17 protein-coding genes are annotated in these 21712 nt (G+C 34.8%); 7 read left to right on the forward strand and 10 right to left on the reverse strand.

Annotation, left to right across the window (positions count from 1 at the left end; translation table 11 throughout):
- Nucleotides 1–107: 107 nt before the first annotated feature.
- The 4 genes from FQU21_RS07885 to FQU21_RS07900 all read right to left on the reverse strand — a co-directional run bounded on the left by FQU21_RS07885 (nucleotide 108) and on the right by FQU21_RS07900 (nucleotide 4755).
- Nucleotides 108–1847 (reverse strand): hypothetical protein, encoded by a 1740-nt coding sequence (locus FQU21_RS07885; RefSeq protein ID WP_147677455.1) that lies wholly within the window; start codon nucleotides 1845–1847, stop codon nucleotides 108–110.
- A gap of 74 nt (nucleotides 1848–1921) precedes the next feature.
- Entirely contained in the window at nucleotides 1922–2521 is a 600-nt protein-coding gene (locus FQU21_RS07890) for an NUDIX domain-containing protein (RefSeq protein WP_147677456.1), read from the reverse strand.
- Between the two features lie 321 nt (nucleotides 2522–2842).
- Nucleotides 2843–4534 (reverse strand): energy-dependent translational throttle protein EttA, encoded by a 1692-nt coding sequence (ettA, locus tag FQU21_RS07895; protein ID WP_147677457.1) that lies wholly within the window; start codon nucleotides 4532–4534, stop codon nucleotides 2843–2845.
- Between the two features lie 38 nt (nucleotides 4535–4572).
- A complete protein-coding gene (locus FQU21_RS07900; RefSeq protein ID WP_147677458.1) occupies nucleotides 4573–4755 on the reverse strand; it encodes a CAL67264 family membrane protein in 183 nt (60 codons plus the stop codon).
- 271 nt (nucleotides 4756–5026) lie between these two features.
- Here FQU21_RS07900 and FQU21_RS07905 point away from each other — a divergent pair, with 271 nt between their 5' ends.
- The 4 genes from FQU21_RS07905 to FQU21_RS07915 all read left to right on the forward strand — a co-directional run bounded on the left by FQU21_RS07905 (nucleotide 5027) and on the right by FQU21_RS07915 (nucleotide 8791).
- Nucleotides 5027–6211: an MFS transporter gene (locus tag FQU21_RS07905; protein ID WP_147677459.1), complete on the forward strand. Its 1185-nt coding sequence runs from the start codon at nucleotides 5027–5029 to the stop codon at nucleotides 6209–6211.
- Nucleotides 6212–6606: 395 nt separating this feature from the next.
- Nucleotides 6607–8064: an NAD(P)/FAD-dependent oxidoreductase gene (locus FQU21_RS07910; protein WP_147677460.1), complete on the forward strand. Its 1458-nt coding sequence runs from the start codon at nucleotides 6607–6609 to the stop codon at nucleotides 8062–8064.
- 117 nt (nucleotides 8065–8181) lie between these two features.
- Nucleotides 8182–8319 carry a hypothetical protein gene (locus FQU21_RS17425; RefSeq protein ID WP_187269353.1) on the forward strand — a complete coding sequence of 46 codons (138 nt, stop codon included), beginning with the start codon at nucleotides 8182–8184 and terminating at the stop codon, nucleotides 8317–8319.
- 7 nt (nucleotides 8320–8326) lie between these two features.
- A complete protein-coding gene (locus tag FQU21_RS07915) occupies nucleotides 8327–8791 on the forward strand; it encodes a cytochrome C (RefSeq protein ID WP_147677461.1) in 465 nt (154 codons plus the stop codon).
- Nucleotides 8792–8895: 104 nt separating this feature from the next.
- Here FQU21_RS07915 and FQU21_RS07920 read toward each other — a convergent pair whose 3' ends face one another.
- The 6 genes from FQU21_RS07920 to FQU21_RS07945 form a co-directional block, all read right to left on the reverse strand.
- Complete coding sequence (locus FQU21_RS07920; protein WP_147677462.1) at nucleotides 8896–10986, reverse strand: TonB-dependent receptor; 2091 nt, start codon at nucleotides 10984–10986, stop codon at nucleotides 8896–8898.
- 90 nt (nucleotides 10987–11076) lie between these two features.
- Nucleotides 11077–11448, reverse strand: coding sequence for a hypothetical protein (locus FQU21_RS07925; protein ID WP_147677463.1), 372 nt, complete (start codon nucleotides 11446–11448; stop codon nucleotides 11077–11079).
- A gap of 183 nt (nucleotides 11449–11631) precedes the next feature.
- A complete protein-coding gene (locus FQU21_RS07930; protein WP_147677464.1) occupies nucleotides 11632–12351 on the reverse strand; it encodes an endonuclease/exonuclease/phosphatase family protein in 720 nt (239 codons plus the stop codon).
- A gap of 89 nt (nucleotides 12352–12440) precedes the next feature.
- Nucleotides 12441–13046, reverse strand: coding sequence for a bifunctional nicotinamidase/pyrazinamidase (pncA, locus tag FQU21_RS07935; protein ID WP_147677465.1), 606 nt, complete (start codon nucleotides 13044–13046; stop codon nucleotides 12441–12443).
- Between the two features lie 9 nt (nucleotides 13047–13055).
- The gene (locus FQU21_RS07940) at nucleotides 13056–14453 is read right to left on the reverse strand and encodes a nicotinate phosphoribosyltransferase (RefSeq protein WP_147677466.1); all 1398 of its coding nucleotides are present in this window, start codon (nucleotides 14451–14453) and stop codon (nucleotides 13056–13058) included.
- Nucleotides 14454–14550: 97 nt separating this feature from the next.
- Complete coding sequence (locus tag FQU21_RS07945) at nucleotides 14551–15549, reverse strand: metal-dependent hydrolase (RefSeq protein ID WP_147677467.1); 999 nt, start codon at nucleotides 15547–15549, stop codon at nucleotides 14551–14553.
- 131 nt (nucleotides 15550–15680) lie between these two features.
- On the opposite strand from FQU21_RS07945, the gene FQU21_RS07950 reads away from it, so the two are divergent.
- The 3 genes from FQU21_RS07950 (at nucleotide 15681) to FQU21_RS07960 (ending at nucleotide 21605) form a co-directional block, all read left to right on the forward strand.
- Nucleotides 15681–16988 (forward strand): TolC family protein, encoded by a 1308-nt coding sequence (locus FQU21_RS07950; protein WP_147677468.1) that lies wholly within the window; start codon nucleotides 15681–15683, stop codon nucleotides 16986–16988.
- A gap of 86 nt (nucleotides 16989–17074) precedes the next feature.
- Entirely contained in the window at nucleotides 17075–18151 is a 1077-nt protein-coding gene (locus FQU21_RS07955) for an efflux RND transporter periplasmic adaptor subunit (protein WP_147677469.1), read from the forward strand.
- A gap of 259 nt (nucleotides 18152–18410) precedes the next feature.
- Entirely contained in the window at nucleotides 18411–21605 is a 3195-nt protein-coding gene (locus FQU21_RS07960; protein ID WP_147677470.1) for an efflux RND transporter permease subunit, read from the forward strand.
- Nucleotides 21606–21712 lie beyond the last annotated feature (107 nt).

The raw sequence follows: 21712 nt of genomic DNA on the forward strand, positions 1-21712 counted from the left end.
GTGCGAGGACTTGCAACGTAAAGCCCGACCCTTTATCCTGTTTTTTTCAGGATAAAGGGTAACGACCAAAATTTTATTAAAATGGTGGTATGGGAGTTATTATAATTTTATTCCGTTTTAGATGCGTTTGAAATTGCTTTTAAAGAATCTATTTGACGTTGCAATTTTTTAATTTCTAATGTGTTTTTACGTGTCTCTAATAGTTTTATTAAAGCTTCGTTTGTTGTTGGTGATTCTATAGAATCTTTGGTTATATCCACCTTCATTTTATTTGTTTTTTGCCTTTGATCTACAAAAAATTCACCTATACCTTCGCTAGATCGCCAAGCTTCGTTAAGTTGATTATAAACTGTTTCATCCCATTCGCTTGGGTGTTTTACATCGATCCAAACCACATCGCGATATTCACTATCTATTAAGGCTAAATCTGGAGTTGCCGAACCATCATAAGTATTAGAGCCTTGGCGTACGGAGGAAATAGTTCCTAAGAAAAACATACGCCGCCGCCCCGCAATATCTTTAATATACGGACGAAATTCTACGGGTTTATTTACCGACCAATCAATCTCCTTTCGAGACTCTATAACCTTTAAGGGCATAGCCGAAACGCCAGCATAACCTTGTTTTTTTGAGGCGTGATTGTAATAATATAGCACGTTACTACCATCGGCAGGAATAAAAACACTGTACATTAAACTCGTACGTTGGTTAGCTACGGGCTCTAAACCAAACCAATGATATAGACCACTATAGGCGTTTATTTTGGTATCTGAAAAATTAAAATCGGTTACAAAAGGTTGTTTGTTTTTATCCCCTTCTAAATCTGGAATTTTAACTGCTGTTTCCATATTCCAAGGCAATGGGTCGCTAAAACCTCCTAGAAATTTCAAGGATTCGGCTTGTAAACGAGACACATGTTCTGCTAAGGTATTTTGACCTATTAAGTAGGGATAATTTTTTATTTCGTTTGGGCTTATAAAGGTGCCTTTTCCTATCAAAATACGTTCTATATAATCGTTAAAATTATGTTCACCGCTGTCGATAACCATAACACCTCCAAAGGTTGGATATGGAAAGAAAAAGCCTTTCCATTTTATAAGGCTCACTACTTCTACCCATTTACCTTCATCGTTTTTCATGTAATAGGTATCACTAGGCTCTAAGGAAAATAGTTGAAAAACATTAAAACGCTGTACTACGGCATTATAGGTGTTTCTACTAAATTTTAACGATTCGCCAATGGAAAAGGTTACAGGAATACGGTTTTCACCAGAAAAACGAGGAAATGGGGTGGTGCTTGACACCGCAAAAATTTCTTCAATATTATCGGTTATTCCTTGCCATTTGTATTTTTCAGTTGGCTGTATGGCCATGGTCCATTTATTATTTTTACCAATCCGCACAATATGTGGTAACGAAACATCCTTAGTTTGGTCGACACTTTCATTTGCCATAGAATAAATATTACGCATGGGCTGAATACGTTCGTTTTGTGTTACAGGCAACTGGTTTATCTCAATACGATTTAAGTTTGAATATACTGTGTAGCTTTTCATGTATTCGTACATTTTTAACTGCCACCCAACTATATATAGTGTGCTAAAAAACACTATTAAAAAGGCCAACATGACTAATTTTCCAATGGTATTATTAGCGTTTTTAAACTTTCTTAAGCCTAAAAACAAAACCACTATACTTAATAAAACAATAAAAATATATTTCCTAACAAATAGTAAGGCAGGCTGATAGTCGTCACGAAATACCACTAAAACAATTAGCAATATTAAGGTGCCAATTACAGTTATTACTTTTTGCTTTTTTCCTTTATTCCAATAATTTTTAATCATTTTATATATTTTTAAAACATAAATTGACGTTTTAAAATCGCCCATTAATACGTTTTCTAATTGCAAGGCTATACCTATGAAACCAATTTATTAATAATAGCATACTGCAATAAAACAATAGTACGCATATCTTGAATTTCACCAGAATTTAGCATTTTAATAGCATCTTTAAAAGGTAATTCTAACACTTCTATATCTTCTGTTTCAGATTCTGTTTTAAGCCCTCCCCCATCATTAACCTTCATCGCATCGGTATATTCTGCAATAAAAAAGTGCATTTTTTCAGTCATAACTCCTGGAGATGTGTAAGCTTCATATACTTTTTTCACATCTTTAATACGATAGCCCACTTCTTCTTCAGTTTCACGTATAATACATGCTTCAGGATTATCTTTATCGAGCATTCCTGCGCAAATTTCTACCAAAAAGCCATCGTCACTATCATTTTGCAAGGTTGGCATTCTAAATTGTTTGGTTAAAATCACAGTTTGTTTTTCTATATTATAGAGTAAAATTCCAGCACCATCGCCTCGATCGTAAACTTCACGCATTTGGTTTACCCAATTTCCATTAGTCATTAAATAATCGAAACTCAACTTTTTTAGGATATAATAATTATCTGAAAGTAATTTACTTTTAATATTTTTTATTCTGTTGGATGTTTTCACTGTCATTTTTAAATGATTTTTCTCCTTGGGATTCTTTCTAAAATAGATTCTTTTTTCGCCTCTAATTTTCGTTTAAAATGGAATCCATTTTTATTGAATGTCTTCACGTATTAAAGCCATTTAAATTACGTTAAAAAATATGACTTTTAAAAGTATTTTTCTTTTAAATTTCAATATAACGATGCCTCGCTATTGGTCTATTTTTTTTAATAGAGCTACATTTTAATTACAATGATTCTCTTTTATATTTTTTTTGAGTCGCCTTATTAATCTAAATAAAAAACGCCCACTTTTCAGTGAGCATTTGCAATAGTTGTTTTAGCAAAATTACCTTACTAATTTTTTATACTTAATTCGTTTTGGCATTAAATCTCCTCCAAGACGTTTCTTCTTATTTTCTTCGTAATCTGAGAAACTTCCTTCAAAGAAATACACTTGAGAATCCCCTTCAAAGGCTAAAATATGCGTACAAATACGATCTAAAAACCAACGGTCGTGACTAATAACTACGGCACAGCCTGCAAAGTTTTCTAAACCTTCTTCTAAGGCTCTTAATGTATTTACATCTAAATCATTGGTAGGCTCATCGAGAAGCAACACATTTCCTTCCTCTTTAAGTGTCATGGCTAAATGTAAACGGTTACGCTCGCCACCAGAAAGTAATTTCACTTTCTTGTTTTGCTCGCCGCCAGAGAAATTAAAACGACTTAAATAAGCTCTAGAATTGACTTCTTTTCCGCCCATCATCACCAACTCTTGCTCATCGCTAAAGTTCTGCCAAATGGTTTTTTCTGGATCTATATTAGCGTGTTTTTGATCGACGTAAGCTAACTTAGCCGTATCCCCAACTTTAAACTCGCCTTTATCTGGTGTTTCCTCACCCATAATCATTCTAAAAATCGTGGTTTTACCAGCACCGTTTGGCCCAATAACACCAACAATTCCCGCTTGCGGTAGGTTGAAGTTTAAATCATCATACAACAACTTATCATCATACCCCTTAGCAACACCAGAAGCTTCGATAACATTAGTACCTAAACGCGGTCCGTTAGGAATGTATATTTCTAATTTTTCGTCAAGTTGTTTTTGATCTTGACTCATCAATTTATCGTAATTTTTTAAACGGGCTTTTTGCTTCGTTTGACGACCTTTTGCCCCTTGTCGTACCCAGTCTAACTCACGCTCTAAGGTTTTTTGACGTTTAGAAGCCGTTTTGCTTTCTTGTGCCATACGTTTCGATTTTTGATCTAACCAAGAAGAGTAATTCCCTTTCCAAGGAATACCTTCTCCTCTATCTAGTTCTAAAATCCAACCTGCGACGTTATCTAAGAAATATCTATCGTGTGTTACGGCTATTACAGTCCCTTTATATTGAGCTAAATGATGCTCTAACCAATGTACAGATTCTGCATCCAAGTGGTTGGTAGGCTCATCTAAAAGTAATACATCTGGTTCTTGTAATAACAAACGACATAAAGCCACACGACGTTTTTCACCTCCAGATAAAACTCCTATTTTCTTATCGGCATCTGGCGTACGTAACGCGTCCATCGCTATTTCTAATTTGGTATCTAATTCCCATGCATTTGCGGCATCAATTTGATCTTGAAGTTCCGCTTGACGGTTCATTAACTTCTCCATTTTATCGGCATCGGAGTATACCTCTTCTAAACCAAATTGGTCGTTAATTTTGTTGTACTCGTCTAGTATGGCAACTGTTTCGGCGGCACCTTCGCGAACCACTTCTATTACCGTTTTCTCTTCATCCAACTGTGGCTCTTGTTCCAAATACCCAACGGAATAATCTTGAAGAAAGGTAACATCACCTTGAAAATTTTTATCGACACCTGCAATAATTTTTAATAAAGTAGATTTACCAGATCCGTTAAGACCTAAAATTCCAATTTTAGCTCCGTAAAAAAAGCTTAAATAGATATTTTTTAATACAGGCGTATTTGCCCCAGGAAATGTCTTGGTTAAACCAGACATTGAAAATATTATTTTTTTATCGTCACTCATTATAAATACGTTGTAATTCGTTAAAGTCGTTCAGTCAATTAAACGCGACCTTTTAAAGCGTTAAAAACCCACGCAATTGCAAAAAAGCCAATCCCTACGGTCGCAAACCCCCAACCAGCAACATCAGTATATCTGTATGCTCCCATTAAGATTAATAATACTCCCATAATAATCATTAAACCGGTTGCCCAAGCTAAAACCGTATTTTTATTCATTGCCATAATCTTTATTTATTGATTAGTCTAAAGGCAAATATCGTATTTTTAGCAGTAAAACTAAAGTTTCTAATCATTATATTTTTTTAAAGATAGCATATTAACATAATATATAGAAATATAAGAATAAAGCAAAAGTAGAACCCGTTTCTTTTTTATTTGATGGCTTTATATATATTATCTTAACGACTTAGCAATTAACTTTTTTTTAATAATAAATCGGAGATTACAAACGGGCCAACCTGCTATTTTTGCGATTAATTAAACCCTAACTATAATGAATAAAGCACTACTCTCTTTAGCCATTGGTGGATTTGGCATTGGACTTACCGAATTTGTAATTATGGGCATATTACCCGATATAGCCACCTCTTTCAATATTAGTATTCCTAAGGCTGGACATTTTATTTCGGCTTATGCTTTAGGCGTTGTTGTTGGAGCTCCCGTACTTACCGGCTTAGGTGGTAAATGGCCGGCGCACAAAGTTTTATTGGCTTTAATGTTATGGTTTACGGTATTTAACACGCTGTCATCTTTTGCTACAGGATACAACTCGTTTATTGTATTGCGTTTTCTATCTGGTTTACCGCATGGTGCTTTCTTTGGTATTGGAGCTGTTGTTGCTGGGAAATTATCAAAAAAAGGAAAAGAAGCTCAAGGTATTGCTATTATGTTTAGCGGATTAACTTTTGCTAATCTACTTGGCGTACCCTTAGGGACTTATTTAGGAAAACATTTTAATTGGAATGTATCTTTTTTAATGGTTGGACTTGTTGGTATTATGGCTGTTTTATCGGTAAAATTTTGGATGCCTGTTTTACATCAATCTTCCAAAATTAGTTTTGCAAAAGAGTTAAAAATATTTAAACGCTTAGAGCTTTGGCTTATCATTTTACTTACCACGATTGGCACTGGAGGGTTCTTTGCTTGGTATAGTTATATTGCACCACTCATTACAGATGTTGCGGGACACGAAAAAGAAGTCGTTTCATACGCCATGATTTTAGCTGGTTTAGGCATGGTAATCGGGAATATTATTGGCGCCAAACTTGCCGAAAAGCTACAACCTATTGTTGCCGTAATGATTACCTTAATTTTTATGGCCATTTGTTTAATATTAAATACCTATTTAGCAACCGATAAGGTTATGGTTTTAGTAATGACTTTTATTATTGGTATGGTAACCTTCTGTCTATCCACACCTATTTCTATGGCTATTATAAATGCTTCAAAAGGGTCTAAAACGCTAGGTTCCTCACTAAACCAAAGTGCTTTTAATGTCGGAAATGCGGCTGGTGCCTATTTTGCTGGATTACCAATTGCTATGGGTTATGGCTATACCGCAGCCGATTGGGTTGGTGCTGCAATGGCTGCTATTGGGGTATGTATTGCAATAGGTATTATTTTTTACAGAAAGCGTCGATTTACGCGAAAAAGCCGAGTTAAGGTTTCTTATTCATAATAAATTTCAATTCTATAATATGTCACTGAATGCTATATCAATTTCAGCATATATTAATTTAATAACTTGGTTTTAAAAATCTAAACAGGCCAAATTTTATTTTTCAACCTATCTAATTCACGAACACTTTTAAACACTTTCTTTACTCTACTAAGTCACTTCGAATATAAAACACGAGGCTGTTTAAAAAGTTTAAATCTATAATATATTCAGCCTCTTTAAAAAATAAAAAAAACACCTGTTTACCTCTGTAACATAAGTTACTGTACAATTCCTATAAAAATTCAAATTTTACAGTCTAATTAAGGCTATGCACTACGCACTACGCCAAAGTGATAAATATCATTTCATAACCTTAATTTTTAAACTAATTTCACAATATCAAATTATAAAAAATGTCTAAAATCGTCATTTTAGGAGCAGGAATTTCTGGCCATGTGGCAGCAACACATCTGCGCAGAAAACTTTCAAAAAAACACGAGGTCGTTGTTGTATCTCCTAACAGTAATTACCAATGGGTACCTTCAAATATTTGGGTTGGTATAGGGAGAATGAAATCTGAAAAAATAATATTTCCTTTAGCACCTTTATACAAAAAGAAAGGTATTAAATATAAACAAGCCAAAGCCATTTCATTTTTTCCTGAAGGTGATAAAAACGAAGATAAACCTTATGTTTTGGCGGAATACGTGATGGGAGAAAATGCTGGTCAACAAGAAAAAATAACTTACGATTATTTAATCAATGCCACGGGGCCTAAATTAAATTTTGCAGCAACTGAAGGTTTAATTCCTGGAAAAAACAAAGCCTATTCTGTTTGTACTTATACCCACGCCGATCATGCTTGGCAAGGCTTAGAAAAAGTAATTCAAGACATGAAAGCTGGTAAAAAAGCTAAAATTTTAATTGGTACAGGACATGCTAAATCTACCTGCCAAGGCGCGGCTTTTGAATATATCTTAAATGTAGAAAAAGAATTAGTACGACACAATGTACGCGATATGGCTGAAATTACCTGGATTTCTAACGAATATAGTTTAGGCGATTTTGGTATGGATGGTGTGCTCATGAGCTATGGCGATATGATTATGAAATCGAGTGACTTGGTTGAAATGATTTTTGAAGACCGCGATATTAAATGGATTCTTGGTGCTGCCGTTAATAAAATTGAGGATGGCATTGCGCATTACGAAAACTTGGAAGGCGAGCAAAAATCTGAAAATTACGATTTTGCTATGCTTATCCCAGCTTTTTCTGGTCATGGTTTTAAAGCTTATGATAAAAACAAAAACGATATTACAGAAAAACTTTTTAAAGGGTTTATGATTGTTGATGCCGATTATACACCAAAACCTTACGAACAATGGACCGTTCAAGATTGGCCAGAAACCTATCAGAACCCAAGTTATAAAAATATTTTTGTACCTGGAATTGCATTTGCACCGCCACATACCATTTCTAAACCAAGAAAAAGTAAAAACGGTACCGATATTTTCCCTGCACCGCCAAGAACAGGAATGCCTTCGGGAATTACGGCTAAATTGGTAGCAGAAAATATTATTGATGCTATTAAATCTGGAAAAGAATCACTAAACCATAAAGGTTCTATGGGAAATATGGGCGCCGCCTGTATTGCATCGGCTGGATTTGGTTTTTGGAAAGGAAGTGGTATTAGTATAACCACATATCCTATTGTTCCCGATTTTGTAAAATATCCAGATTCTCACGGTAGACATTTAGGAAAAACATTTGGTGCTGTAGGATTGGCAGGACATTGGCTTAAACTAATGCTTCATTATGCCTTTATCTACAAAGCTAAAATGAAACCTTTCTGGTGGTTAATTCCGGAATAAATAGTAAACTATAAATTTCCGTGACACGGAAATAATTTATCTAAAACGTTTATGGGTATCTTTTAAATTTCAAGACAACTCCTAAACTATAAAATAAGAACAATAAATAGCACAAGCATGAAAAGAATATCTCCTAGAATGCGATTTAGAATGAACAATCCATTCCTTCAGTTTTTTAAATTTATAATTTTAAGTGTAAAAATTATGGTTATTGTAGCGGGTGGCCATGGTGGCACAAGAGAAAGTAAAAGCTAATTATAGCATGAAAAAAATTATTTATGTTGTTTTTTGTTTGAGTGCCCTCTTTTCTTGTAAAAATAACACCGAAAAAGAAGTCCTAAAAAAAACAGACACAACGTTTATACCAACCATGCAAATGGATGATAAACGTATATCGCTTAATTTGAATGACATGCAGAAAAACCATCAATTGGCTAATATGAGAAGCCATTTGGAAGCTGTACAAGAACTTACTGTTTTGATTGCAAATGAAGATTATAACGAAGCATCAAAACTAGCCTATACCAAATTAGGGTCTACCACAGAAATGCGTTTAATGTGCGCTTCTTTTGGAGATAAAAATTTTGAACGTTTAGGGTTAGAATTTCATAAAAGTGCCGATAAAATGAGTGAAACTCTAAAAAGTAGAGATAAAAATAAATCCCTTATTGCTTTATCTAACACATTAGCCTATTGTGTGCAATGTCATAAAACATATAAGCAGTAATATTAAAGTTAAACTAATGTGATTGTTAGTTTTTAGTTGGTTTTTAATAGAGAAAGGGCATTTTATAACGCCCTTTCTTTTATTAAAATATTTTCAACTAAACCTTAAAACTTATACTGTACAAATGCGGTAAAGTTTCTCCCTGGATCTGTAATTGGTGTTCTTCCAAAATTCTCTTGATTCGAAAAACTGAAGTTTAAATGATTGTTATATGTTTCATCAAAAGCATTTAAAACAGCCACTCCTAGCGTAAAATCTTTAAAAGGTATAACCCCAAATTTAATATCCAAAGTTTCGTAACCATCTGTAGACGTTTCACCAAAACTTTCTGCAATATGATCTTGTTTACTAATGACATTATACTGCGCATTAGCCCAATAATTATCACGTTTTAAGCCAAAAATAAAGGAGGCGTTAAAAGGAGGCGTAAGTGGCAACGATTCATTTAAATCATCATTTTTAGCATAAACATAAGCCAATTGGGTTTTAAAATAAAAATCGTTGAACAAGCTAAGATCGCCCATAACTTCAAAACCGGTTTTATAAGCCTGATCTAAGTTTCTAAATACTTTTACAAACTGTGGGTCTGCGGTAGGCATAAATTTGCGCGTAATTGTTGGATCTACAACACCTACAATATAATTCTCGAATTGAGAATAATAAAAACTAGACGCATATTTAAAACTATTATTACTGTTTTTTCCTTTGAAACCAATTTCAAATTGATTGTTCACTTCGGGTTTTAAATCGGGATTTCCTAAATACTCGTAAGGATCCTGCCCTATTGAAAAATGATTAATATAACGCTCAATCATATTTGCAGATCGTACGCCACGTCCGTAAGCAACTTCTAAAGTTAAACCATCGGTCATTTGTTTTTTTATAGACACGGTTGCACTAATATTATTATCTGTTTTTTCTTCCAAATTATACCGTGCTGCAAAATCATCGGCAGGATCGTTTATTTCACTTTTAACTAAATCGTAACGTACACCTGCTGTTAAAACTGCGGTTGGGTGAATTGCCCATTTTGCTTCGGTAAACACCCCAAAATCATTAATATTAGAATCTTGCCAAACCTTATCGTTATAAACTAATGGCGTGTCTAAAGTCACTCCCATCATATTCTTTTTTACAGTTCTAACGCGTGCTCCATCCCTATCAATATGCATGGCATCCACACCACTAAAAACGGTTATTTTTTCCGATGGTTCCCAATTTAGCTCAAGCTTACCTCCCATTGTTGTGGCATCCACAGATGATTCGGCCGCAGTTGTTGCAAATGAAGGTCTATTAAAATTCGTCATTAAATGATCTACATAACTGTAGTACGCTTTCGCTGAAAAGCTTTTAACCATTTCACCTAAATCTACAATTTTATAATCTAAAGACAGAATACTACTATTATCATAATCTGTATCCATTGGCAATGCGGCATGCTGCACATCGCGTCCAAAAGATTGTCTCCAATGTGCTTGTAAACGTTGGTTGTCTGAAATATTGTAACCTATTTTAATACCGTAATCTGTACTCATAAAAGCCGAAGGAATTTCTACGCCATCACCATCTTCATAACTTCCAAAGTCCCGATAGCCTATATTCCCAACAATATCATATTTATCTTCAATATAATGAAGTTGAAACATATTAACCATAGAATTTCCGTTGGTTTCATAACCAGCCGAAGCTTTTCCGTGTAAACCTGTTTCTAAACCATTTGGCTTTTGGGTGACAAGATTTATAATCCCTCCAAAAGTAGCCCCATAACGCACGGTATATGGCCCTTTTATGATTTCAATTCTAGATATTTCCTCTGGAATAACATGTGTGGTAATAGGATCCATTCGGTTTGGACAAGCATGCATTGCTTTTGTCCCTCCATCGTATTGAACATTTAATTGCTCGTATTGACTGGCTCTAAAGCTAGGATCGATAGCATAATTCCCTCTTTTAATAACCGAAAAACCGTTGATATCGTTAAATAAATCGGCAACGTTTTTAGGCTGCACAATATTTTTGTCATAGTTGTTAGTTACCGTGGTATGGATGGGATCTGTTTTTATATCCCCAGACACGATAACTTCGTCTAATTTTATATGTCTATGTTTAGTACTGTCTTGTTCTTTTTTTGTTGTTTGCCCATAGGACACAACCGTAATTAAAGCGCACAACAGCGCACTATAAATTGTTTTCATTTTAAAAATATTTTTAAATTTTAGTATAAGTAGACTGTTGATAATGCATAGAAACGGCATTATCAAAACAGATGAATTTTAGATTTCAACTTATACGCGCGGCGGATGAAAACAAGATAATTTAAAATTAAAACTATAAAGATTTAAATATGAAAAGCACTCGTTTTTTGGTGTAAAAACAGTACTATGTATTTGATAATCTTCAATTAATTGATGAAATAATAAAAGCTCGTAATTTAAAAATTTAACGGCTTCTTTTTCGTTTTCTGAAGATTGCGTCACCTTTTTTAATTGGCATTTGCCATTACAATGCAGTTCTGGTTTATCTTTATTAATGCAGTAATTCTCGATAAAACTAACGGGATCCAATTTATAACTCATAAACATATAGGACACTCGACATGTATTAAACATAATAAGTGTACTAAACCCTACAGAAAATAAGACGATCCATTTTTTCATTGCGACAAATTTATATTAAATAAGCAGCTTTAAAGGTGACTTTTGTCACATAACGGGCAATATATTGCAAATTGTTGTGGGCTTGTTTGGTAGGTTTTTTATTAGAACAAGTAGACGGCAATAAAAGATAAAAACTTTGATTAGGCTAAATAGCCATTGTTTTTATACCTTGTTCGAGTTTTATTATTTTTTATCAGTTTCGAATTCACAAATAATTGGTAAATGATCGCTTACTTTTAACCAATCACTAACTTTCCCAAATTCCATTTTCTTTAGTCCTTTTATAAATTCTTTACTACCAAAAACATAATCAATATGATATGGTTTTTCTAATTTTCGATGCAGAAAAAAAGTCGGTCGAGTTTCAGTTCCTTGTTCTTCTTTCCAATATTTATGATATAGACTTTCAATTCCAATTTCTTCTAATTCAGTCACAACGTCAGAGTGATTCCACCATCTGTCCCATTTGTCCCAAATTTTATTACTATTAAAATCTCCAATAATTAAACTCCTATTTAAATTTGTTTTATTGACTTGAAGATATTTCCATAGTTGTCCAATATATCCAAAAGTCGGAGATTTATTGCTATGATTCCAAACAGCTAACAAGTCAAAATCTCCATTTACTGAAAAAGGTAAAAAGTATTTTACTTTATGCCCCTTAAAATCATCCGACCAATTAAGTCTTTTCAGTTTTATATTTTTCTTTGCAAAAACCCCAATTCCTTTATTTTTGCTATCTCCAATCCATAAATAATTTTCTGCCCATTCATTATATTCTTTATGTTTGGCTTCAGCAGGATTTTCACACTCTTGAATTATATGTATATCAGCATTAAAGCCAATTAAACTTTCAAACTTTTTTCTTAATGCTCCGTTACAATTCCAAGTTATAATTTTCAATTTGATTTCTGTTTTTTTTTATAGACGTCAACACCATTATAAAGTTAATACCATTTTAAATTACCCCCATTTTCAATCAAAAGCAATCCCTAAATAGCTCCCGAAGAAACTACCTGAATTCCCATAGAAATCATCTCCTTTTTAATGTCACCGAACGCGTCAACATCCAATGCTTGAGACGCATCTTCAACAAAAAAACAATCAAAACCTGCGTCAACAGCATCGCGAATAGAAAAATAAACACAAATATCGGCAGCCAAGCCACAAAGATAAAGTTGGGTGGTGCCCTTTTCCTTTAAATAGCCTGCCAAACCAGTTGACTTTATATGGCCATTATCATAAAAAGCACTATAACTATCAATCGTTTTATCAGTTCCTTTTCTAAAAATAGCTTCACATTTTAGGGTGTCGAGATCGGGATGCAATGCTGCACCTTTTGTACCTTGCACACAGTGATTAGGCCATAAGGTTTGGGGATTCCCTTGAATTTCAATAACATCAAAAGACGATGCGCCTTCGTGATTTGAAGCAAAACTAACATGGTCCTCGGGGTGCCAATCTTGCGTCGCAACCACCAAATCAAACTTATGTTGGATCGCATTAATTATGGGAACAATTTTATCTCCATTAGGCACAGGAAGTGAACCGCCAGGAACAAAATCGTTCTGTACATCAATTACAAGAAGTGTTTTCATAGATTTTATTTAAAATTTATGCGCTTTAACTAATTTATCTCGTTCTTGTTTTAATTCTAAACTCAATCCAATTTTATAGATATGCGGATTTTGAAAACGCTTGTATTCATCTGGAAGCAAAGCTAAACGCGATTGTGAGTATGCTGTAATTTCGGAAACAGAGCGAGATGGCTGTGTTTTTTCACCCTGTTCCATAACTTTCTCAAGCAAAGGCTCATGGGTAAAAGCATTCAAGTTTAATCGCTTTGTAGCATCGAAAGGGTGTTCCATTTGATCGACAGCACCTTCTTTGTATAAGGCAACAGCATCGGCTCCATAAAACAAACCGTCTTTATCCAACATTCTGTAAACTTGCTTTTTATGAGGAAGCGATACCTTTATAATATTTTCTGAAAGCTTAATTCTAGGACTACCATTATACTCCGATAATTTATAAACGCCATCCAATGCGGCATCCGGTTTTCCGGTGACTAAATTTGTTCCAACGCCATAAATATCAATCGGAGCGCCTTGTTCTTTAAGACTTTTTATTACATATTCATCCAATTGATTTGATGCTACAATTTTTACATATTCCAAGTTAGCTTCATCTAAAATAGCTCGTGTTTTTTTAGACAAATAGGCCAAATCCCCACTATCTAAACGTACACCTAACAATTTTTCGCCCCTACTTTCCATTTCTTTGGCTACTGTAATGGCTTTTGGAAGTCCGCTTTTTAGAGTATTATAGGTATCTATTAAAAGGACACAACCATTTGGTCGTATGCGTGCAAAATCTCGAAAGGCCTCTATTTCTTCTTCATAACTTTGTATGAATGAATGCGCCATGGTTCCTGTAGATGGAATGTTGTAATCTTCCGCTGCAGCGACATTACTTGTACTATCGAACCCACCAATGGCAGCCGCTCTTGAGGCATAATAACCACCGGTAGCATGCGCACGGCGTAAGCCCATATCTAATAAAACTTCCTCTTTGGCGCTATACCGAATTCTGCTTGCTTTGGTTGCAATTAAGGTTTGAAAATTAAGAATATTCAGCAACAAGGTTTCAATTATTTGTGCTTCAATAATATTAGCTTCCACCTGCAAAATAGGGCGATTAGGAAAAACAACATCGCCTTCCTTGCTTGAATAAATCGTTCCCGTAAATCTAAAATGCTTTAAATACTCTAAAAAGGCATCTTCAAATCCATGCTGTTTTAAGTAAGACATATCGGAATCTGAGAATTCTAAAGTTTCCAAAATATCCAACACATCCTGTAATCCTGCAAAAATAGAATACCCACTATTAAAAGGATTATTGCGATAATAATAATCGAAAACAGCTCGTCCGTCGGGTTTTGTATTAAAATACACCTGAGCCATAGTGAGTTGATAAAGATCGGTATAAGCGGCTGTAATATTCATAAACATTAATTTTTTTTGTCAAGATATTTAAAAATTGATACTTTTCTAATTACGTAAATTCAAGAATAGGTTCAATTCATTAATATAAATTATTTATTTAATTTCCTTTTAAACGTATCCATAATTCGGACAGTAACTTTTTTCCATCTCGCGAATCTTTTGGCGCCTCAATAAATTGAACGTTACCAGATGGGTCGGTATTTATTTCATATTTAAAAACGAAGTTATCCGATTTTGGCGCTAAACTTAACAACCCGAATCGTAAGTCGTTAAAATATAATCGATGCTTTTCTTTAGAAATAATATACCAACCTTCAGAAATAGCCATCATGCGTTTTACTTTTTCATTCTCAATAAGATCGCCCAAAAACTCATGATTTTTAGGGTATACTTCAAAAACGATGGGTTTCGAATCGAAAAACGAATAATTTCCTAATAAATACGCGTTTTCCGTTTCTACATTCGCACTCCAAAGTATAGTGTTTAAAGGAGAAGGCCGTGTGTCTATTTGTAAATAATCGATATGCTGTGCTTTTAAAGCAGATTCAAATTTAGTAAATGCTACCCATTTTAAAAAAAAAGTAAGCAGTAAATACATAGAACTAACTATGAGTCCGATTTTATTATACAACCGCCGTTTTTCAGTAGTTCGCTTTTGCAACATGGCAAGTATTAAAAACACCAGAAAAGGCAAGGTATATAGCGGATCGATAACAAATATAGTTTTAAATGCAAGCCGTAAATCTAAAGGCCAAAACAATTGCGTACCCCAAGTGGTATGCGCATCTAAAATAGGATGCGTGACAAAAGCCCAAAAGAACAGCCAGGACCAATTTTTAAAGTTTTTATAAGTCTCGTAACGGGATACAACCCACCCAAAAATGGGTGCAAAAAGCACAGAAAACACAATAGAATGCGTAAATCCACGATGAATGGAAAGTGCCGAAACGGTATCTGTAAAGTACGATGCAAACACATCAAAATCTGGAATGGTTCCAGCAATGGCACCGTAAAGCATAGCTTTATTTCCAACTTTCCGACCTAAAACAGCCTCGCCTACCGCGGCGCCTAAAACTATTTGTGTTAATGAATCCATAACATTTACAAAAGTAAGCGATGTACTTCATTTACCAGGTATTATTTTAACACAAAAAATAAGGGTTAGTAACATTGGTTACAGACTACAACTCGAATGTAGGATATATTTGCACTGTAAATTACTAATTGATGAAAAAACATATCTACATACCGCTATTATTTCTAGGTTTCACCTTCTCGGTACAAGCCCAAGATATAGTGCCTATTGCCAAAACAGACGTTTTATCTAAAGTTTCTGAAAACAACCGAAGGATTAAAATTTCGGAAGAAGAATTCAAACAAGCTAGAGCAGATTACCGACAAACCAATGCTATTTTCTTACCAAATATTACGGCGAGTCATACAGCCATGGCAACTACAAATCCTTTAATGGCTTTTGGTTCTAAATTAAATCAGGAGATTTTAACACAAAATGATTTTAGTCCAGCATTATTAAACGATCCGTCGCAGATTGAAAACTACGCTACAAAATTTGAAATTCAGCAACCATTAATTAATGTCGATGGTATTTATCAGCGTAAAGCGGCTAAGTCCAAAATGGAAGCCATGTCTTTAAAAACAGAACGTACGCAGGATTATTTAGCCTTCGAAGTTGAAAAAGCATACATGCAATTGCAACTCGCTTACAAAGCAGTTGACGTTTTAGAAAAAGCGTTAGAAGCTGCCAATTCGAATAAAAAATTAGCTGATAATAGTTTTAAACAAGGCTATTTACAACGTGCCGATGTACTAAATGTTGAAGTGCGCGTTACCGAAGTACAAAACCAATTGCAAACTGCTAAGAGTAATGTGCAAAATGCATCGAATTATTTATCGTTTTTAATGAATGATGACAGCTATGTTATTTATAAACCAACAGATGAGCTAACGGTTTCTACATTAAGCATCGCTGATAAAACAGTTTCTGAAAACCGATCGGATATTAAAGCCATGCAATTAGCATCAGACGCTTATAAATCGATGAATAAAGCTGATAAAATGTCCTTTTTACCGCGCTTAAATGCTTTTGGAAGTTATGAATTATACGACGATCAAATTTTTCAAGCCGATGCTAGCGGGTATTTATTTGGCGCTCAATTAAGTTGGGATCTTTTTCAAGGCTCTAAACGTTTTGGGAAAGCTCAAAAAAGTAAAGCTGAATTCGAAAAATCGAAATTAGAATACAACCAATATGTCTCTCAAAGTAACTTAGAATTAAATAAAGCGAAACGTGCTTTTTTAGATGCTGAAAATAAACTAAACCTGAGCGCTTTGGCCATGGAACAATCTGAAGAGGCTTTAAGAATTAGAACCAATAGATTTAAAGAAGGCTTAGAAAAAACATCGGATTTATTAACCGCCGATACTCAATTTGCTCAAAAACAATTGGAATATTTCCAAACCATTTTTGAATACAATTATGCACAGGCTTATTTACAGTTTTTAACTAAAGAGTAAAATAAAGAAGTAAGAACAAAGAATCAAGAACAAAGAGTCTAGATTAAAAAACTCGGTATTCTTCCATAAATAAAAAAACAAACCCAATGAAAAAAACATATACCATTCTAACATTTTCTTTAGCGCTATTATTGGCGAGTTGCGGTAGTGAAGACAAAAAAGCTACTGTAGATTATTCGCCTGCCATAAACGTAAAAGTTAATCCCGTGGAAGTGAATAGCAACAGTCCGTTTTTAAGTGTAAGCGGAAAAATTCAGGCGACTAACAGTGCCGATTTAAGCACGAGAATGATGGGCTACGTTAATAAAGTATACGTAAACGTTGGCGATAAAGTTCGAAAAGGACAATTATTAGTCTCTATTAATAATGGAGATTTACAAGCAAAAAGCGCCCAAGTAAATGCTGGCATTACAGAAGCAACAGCAGCTTTTAATAACGCTAAAAAAGATTATAACCGCTTTAAAAGTTTGTTTGAAAACAATAGTGCCTCTCAAAAAGAGATGGACGATATGACGGCTAATTTTGAAATGGCAAAAGCCCGTTTAGAATCGGCTAACCAAATGAAGAATGAAGTTAACGCCCAATTTACATATAGCAATATTACAGCACCATTTAGTGGTATTGTAACCAGTAAAAATGTTGAAGATGGCAATATGGCAAATCCTGGAATGCCGTTAATTAGTATTGAAACGCCTGGTGATTTTGAAGTTATGGCCATGGTTCCAGAATCTGAAATTTCTGAAATAAAAAAGGGCACTACGGTTGATGTTTTAGTAAAATCGATTAATAAAACGATAAAAGGAAAAGTTACTGAAGTGAGCACATCTGCTAAAAATACTGGCGGACAATATTTAGTAAAAATTAATTTAGACAAAACAGATGCTAATATTTTATCGGGCATGTTTACTACGGTACAATTTCCGGTGGAACGCAAAGCCAAATCGGCTATGGTTTTAGTTCCTAGTGAAGCGATTATAACTAACGGCCAATTATCAGGTTTATATACGGTTAGCCAAAGTAATACCGCGATGCTACGTTGGTTGCGTTTAGGAAGAACATTTGGGGACCAAGTAGAAGTATTATCGGGTTTAAATTCAGACGAAGCTTACATTGTTTCATCGGAAGGTAAACTTTATAATGGAGCAAAAATTTCAATTCAATAACTAAACCCCGCGTTAAGGATAGAAGTGGAAATCCTTTTTTTGCTGCCACATATGGCAAAAAAAGATTGTAATGGATAGCCTGACTTTTTGCGATCCTGCAAGGTTTCCAAAACCTGGCAGGTATGAGTAAAAAGTAACGCCCAAAATAAAATATATAGTAAATAGAGGTTTCCTCCTTCGACTGAAATAAATTCAGCATAAGTGTGGGAATAAAAACATAGGATTACCTCCTTCGAGGTAATAAAAAAAAGTAACAATTATGAAAGAAGGTATCGCAGGAAAAATTGCCAAAGTCTTTATTCAATCGAAGTTAACCGTGCTGTTAATGATTGTATTTATGGTAGTTGGCGTGTATAGTTCGTTTTTAATTCCACGTGAGGAAGAGCCACAAATTGATGTACCTATGGCCGATATTTTTGTTGGGTATCCTGGTGCAAGTCCTACGGAAGTGGAATCTCGGGTGATTAAGCCATTGGAGCAATTAATTTCGAACATCAAAGGAGTGGAATATGTGTATTCTACATCGATGAAAGAACAAGGTATGGTGATCGTGCAGTTTTATGTGGGTGAAGATATTGAACGTTCGTTTGTGAAATTATACAATGAAATTAACAAACACATGGATCAAATGCCGGCAGGTGTTACGTTTCCGTTAGTAAAAACACGTGCGATTGACGACGTGCCTATGCTAGGTTTAACCTTGTGGAGTGAAAATTATGATGATTACCAATTAAGCCAAATGGCGCAGGAATTGGAAGCCGAAATAAAAAAGGTAAACGATGTGGCAACGACCCATAAAATTGGAGGTCGATCACGCCAATTACGAGTAGTTTTAGATAAAGATAAATTGGCTGCTAGCGGATTAGACTTTTTGTCTGTTTCGGAAATGATTAAAGCAAATAACAGCCAGTTAAGTTCTGGCAGTTTTGATAAAAACGACACAGAATTCCTTGTAAATACTGGTGATTTTTTAGCATCCGTTACCGATGTTGAAAATTTAGTAGTTGGTGTACAGCAAAACCAACCCATCTATTTAAAGCAAGTTGCTAAGATAATTGATGGTCCCGAAGTACCTCAAAATTATGTGAGTTTAGGTTTTGGAAAAGGTAGTGTGAAATCTGCTGATTATAAATCGGAATACCCTGCGGTTACCATTTCTGTTGCTAAACGAAAAGGTGCAGATGCGATGAAAATAGCAGAAGTGATTATTGATAAAGTGGAACATTTACGCAGTAACTTAATTCCCGACGATGTGCATGTGGAAATTACTAGAAATTACGGTGAAACCGCATCGCATAAAGTATCCGAATTACTGTGGCACCTTATAGGCTCTATCTTTGCCGTTACTATTGTCGTGATGTTAGCCATGGGCTGGCGTGGTGGATTGGTGGTGTTTTTATCCGTGCCTATTACCTTTGCTTTAACGCTGTTGAGTTACTATATGATGGATTACACGCTAAACCGAATTACACTTTTCGCATTAGTTTTTGTAACTGGTATTGTGGTCGATGACTCCATTATTATTGCCGAGAATATGCACAGGCATTTTAAAATGAAACGCTTACCGTTTAAACAAGCGGCTTTGTATGCCATAAATGAAGTAGGAAACCCTACTATTTTAGCCACATTTACAGTAATTGCTTCGGTGTTACCTATGGCTTTTGTATCTGGATTAATGGGACCATATATGGCGCCAATGCCTATTGGAGCATCTATTGCCATGATTTTATCTTTATTTGTTGCCTTAACGATTACCCCGTATTTAGGTTATATTTTCTTAAGAGAAAAAGATAAAAAAGGCGCAGAAGAAAAACCAGAAAAAGCCGTTGAAGACACCGTAATTTATAGAATTTATAACAAATTTGAACGTCCGTTATTAGAAAGCAAAGCAAAACGTTGGTTGTTTTTAGGAGGTACATTTGCTTTATTAATGATTACTATGGTGCTGTTTTTCACCAAATCGGTTGCTGTTAAAATGTTACCTTTTGATAATAAAAATGAATTTCAAATTGTGATTGATATGCCAGAAGGTACAACCCTAGAACGCACGGGTGTTGTAGCTCAAGAAATATCGCAATATTTATCGGGAAGACCCGAAGTGGTGAATTACCAAAACTATGTCGGTACTTCCGCTCCAATAACGTTTAACGGTTTGGTTCGCCATTACGATTTACGTGGTGGAAGCAACATGGCTGATATTCAAGTAAATTTATTATCTAAGGAAGAACGTACAGCGCAAAGTCATGATATCGCTAAATTATTGCGTCCGGACATTCAGAAAATAGCATCAAAATACAATGCGAATGTGAAGTTGGTAGAAGTTCCACCAGGACCACCAGTAATGTCTACTATAGTTGCAGAAGTTTACGGACCAGATTATAACGAGCAAACCAAAATTGCTAACCATGTTCAAAACATACTAAAAAATACAGATGATGTGGTGGATATTGATTGGATGGTAGAAGCCGATCAAACGGAATATCAATTCGATATTAATAAAGAAAAAGCCATGCTATACGGGGTAGCGCCACAGCAAATCGCGTATACAATGAATATGGCCTTGTCCAACAGAGCGATTACAAATTTGTATGATGAAGATGCGGTTAACCAAATTAGATTAGTATTGGCTTTAGATGAAAAAGAAAAATCTACCATTACCGATATTTCTCAATTGAAAGTAAAATCGAAACAAGGCCATATGGTGCCTATTGCTGATTTGGTAACAATCACCGAAAATATAGCTGCAAAAAGTATTTATCATAAAAACCAAAAACGTGTAGTTTATGTTATGGCCGATATGGCTGGAAAATTAGAAAGTCCTGCCTACGCCATTTTAGGAATGGAAGAAAAACTAAAAGAAATTCCGCTACCAAAAGGCTACGAGATTAACGAAATGTACTTAGGTCAGCCAGAATTTGAAGATAATTACACCGTAAAATGGGATGGAGAATGGCAAATTACACTAGAAGTTTTTAGAGATTTAGGGATTGCCTTTTTAGGTGCTATCATCTTGATTTATATCTTAATTGTAGGCTGGTTCCAAAACTTTAAAGCCCCTATTGTTATGATGGTAGCTATACCTTTATCTTTAATCGGAATTATTCTTGGTCACTGGATTATGGGAGCTTTCTTTACTGCAACATCTTTTATTGGTATGATTGCTTTAGCGGGAATTATGGTTAGAAACTCGGTACTACTGATTGACTTTATAAACCTGAGAACAGCAGAAGGTATACCACTTAAACAAGCTGCCATTGAGGCTGGAGCAGTGCGTACTACTCCTATCCTATTAACCGCTGGAACGGTTGTTATTGGAGCCTTTGTAATATTATTCGATCCTATTTTCCAAGGGTTAGCCATATCGTTAATGGGTGGAACTATAGTTTCAACAGTGTTTACTTTATTAGTGGTGCCGTTGGTGTATTATATGATTGAAAAGAAGAATTATAAATAACAAGAATCCCGCGGATTATGCGGATAAACGCTGATTGAATTTAGCATATCATTAAAGAGTAGAACTATTGTTTCTAAAGTATTAGCATTACTCGTGGTGCCGATATC

Origin of the sequence: Algibacter pacificus (genome assembly GCF_008033385.1) — a bacterium.
In the GTDB taxonomy this organism is placed as follows: Bacteria; Bacteroidota; Bacteroidia; order Flavobacteriales; family Flavobacteriaceae; genus Algibacter; species Algibacter pacificus.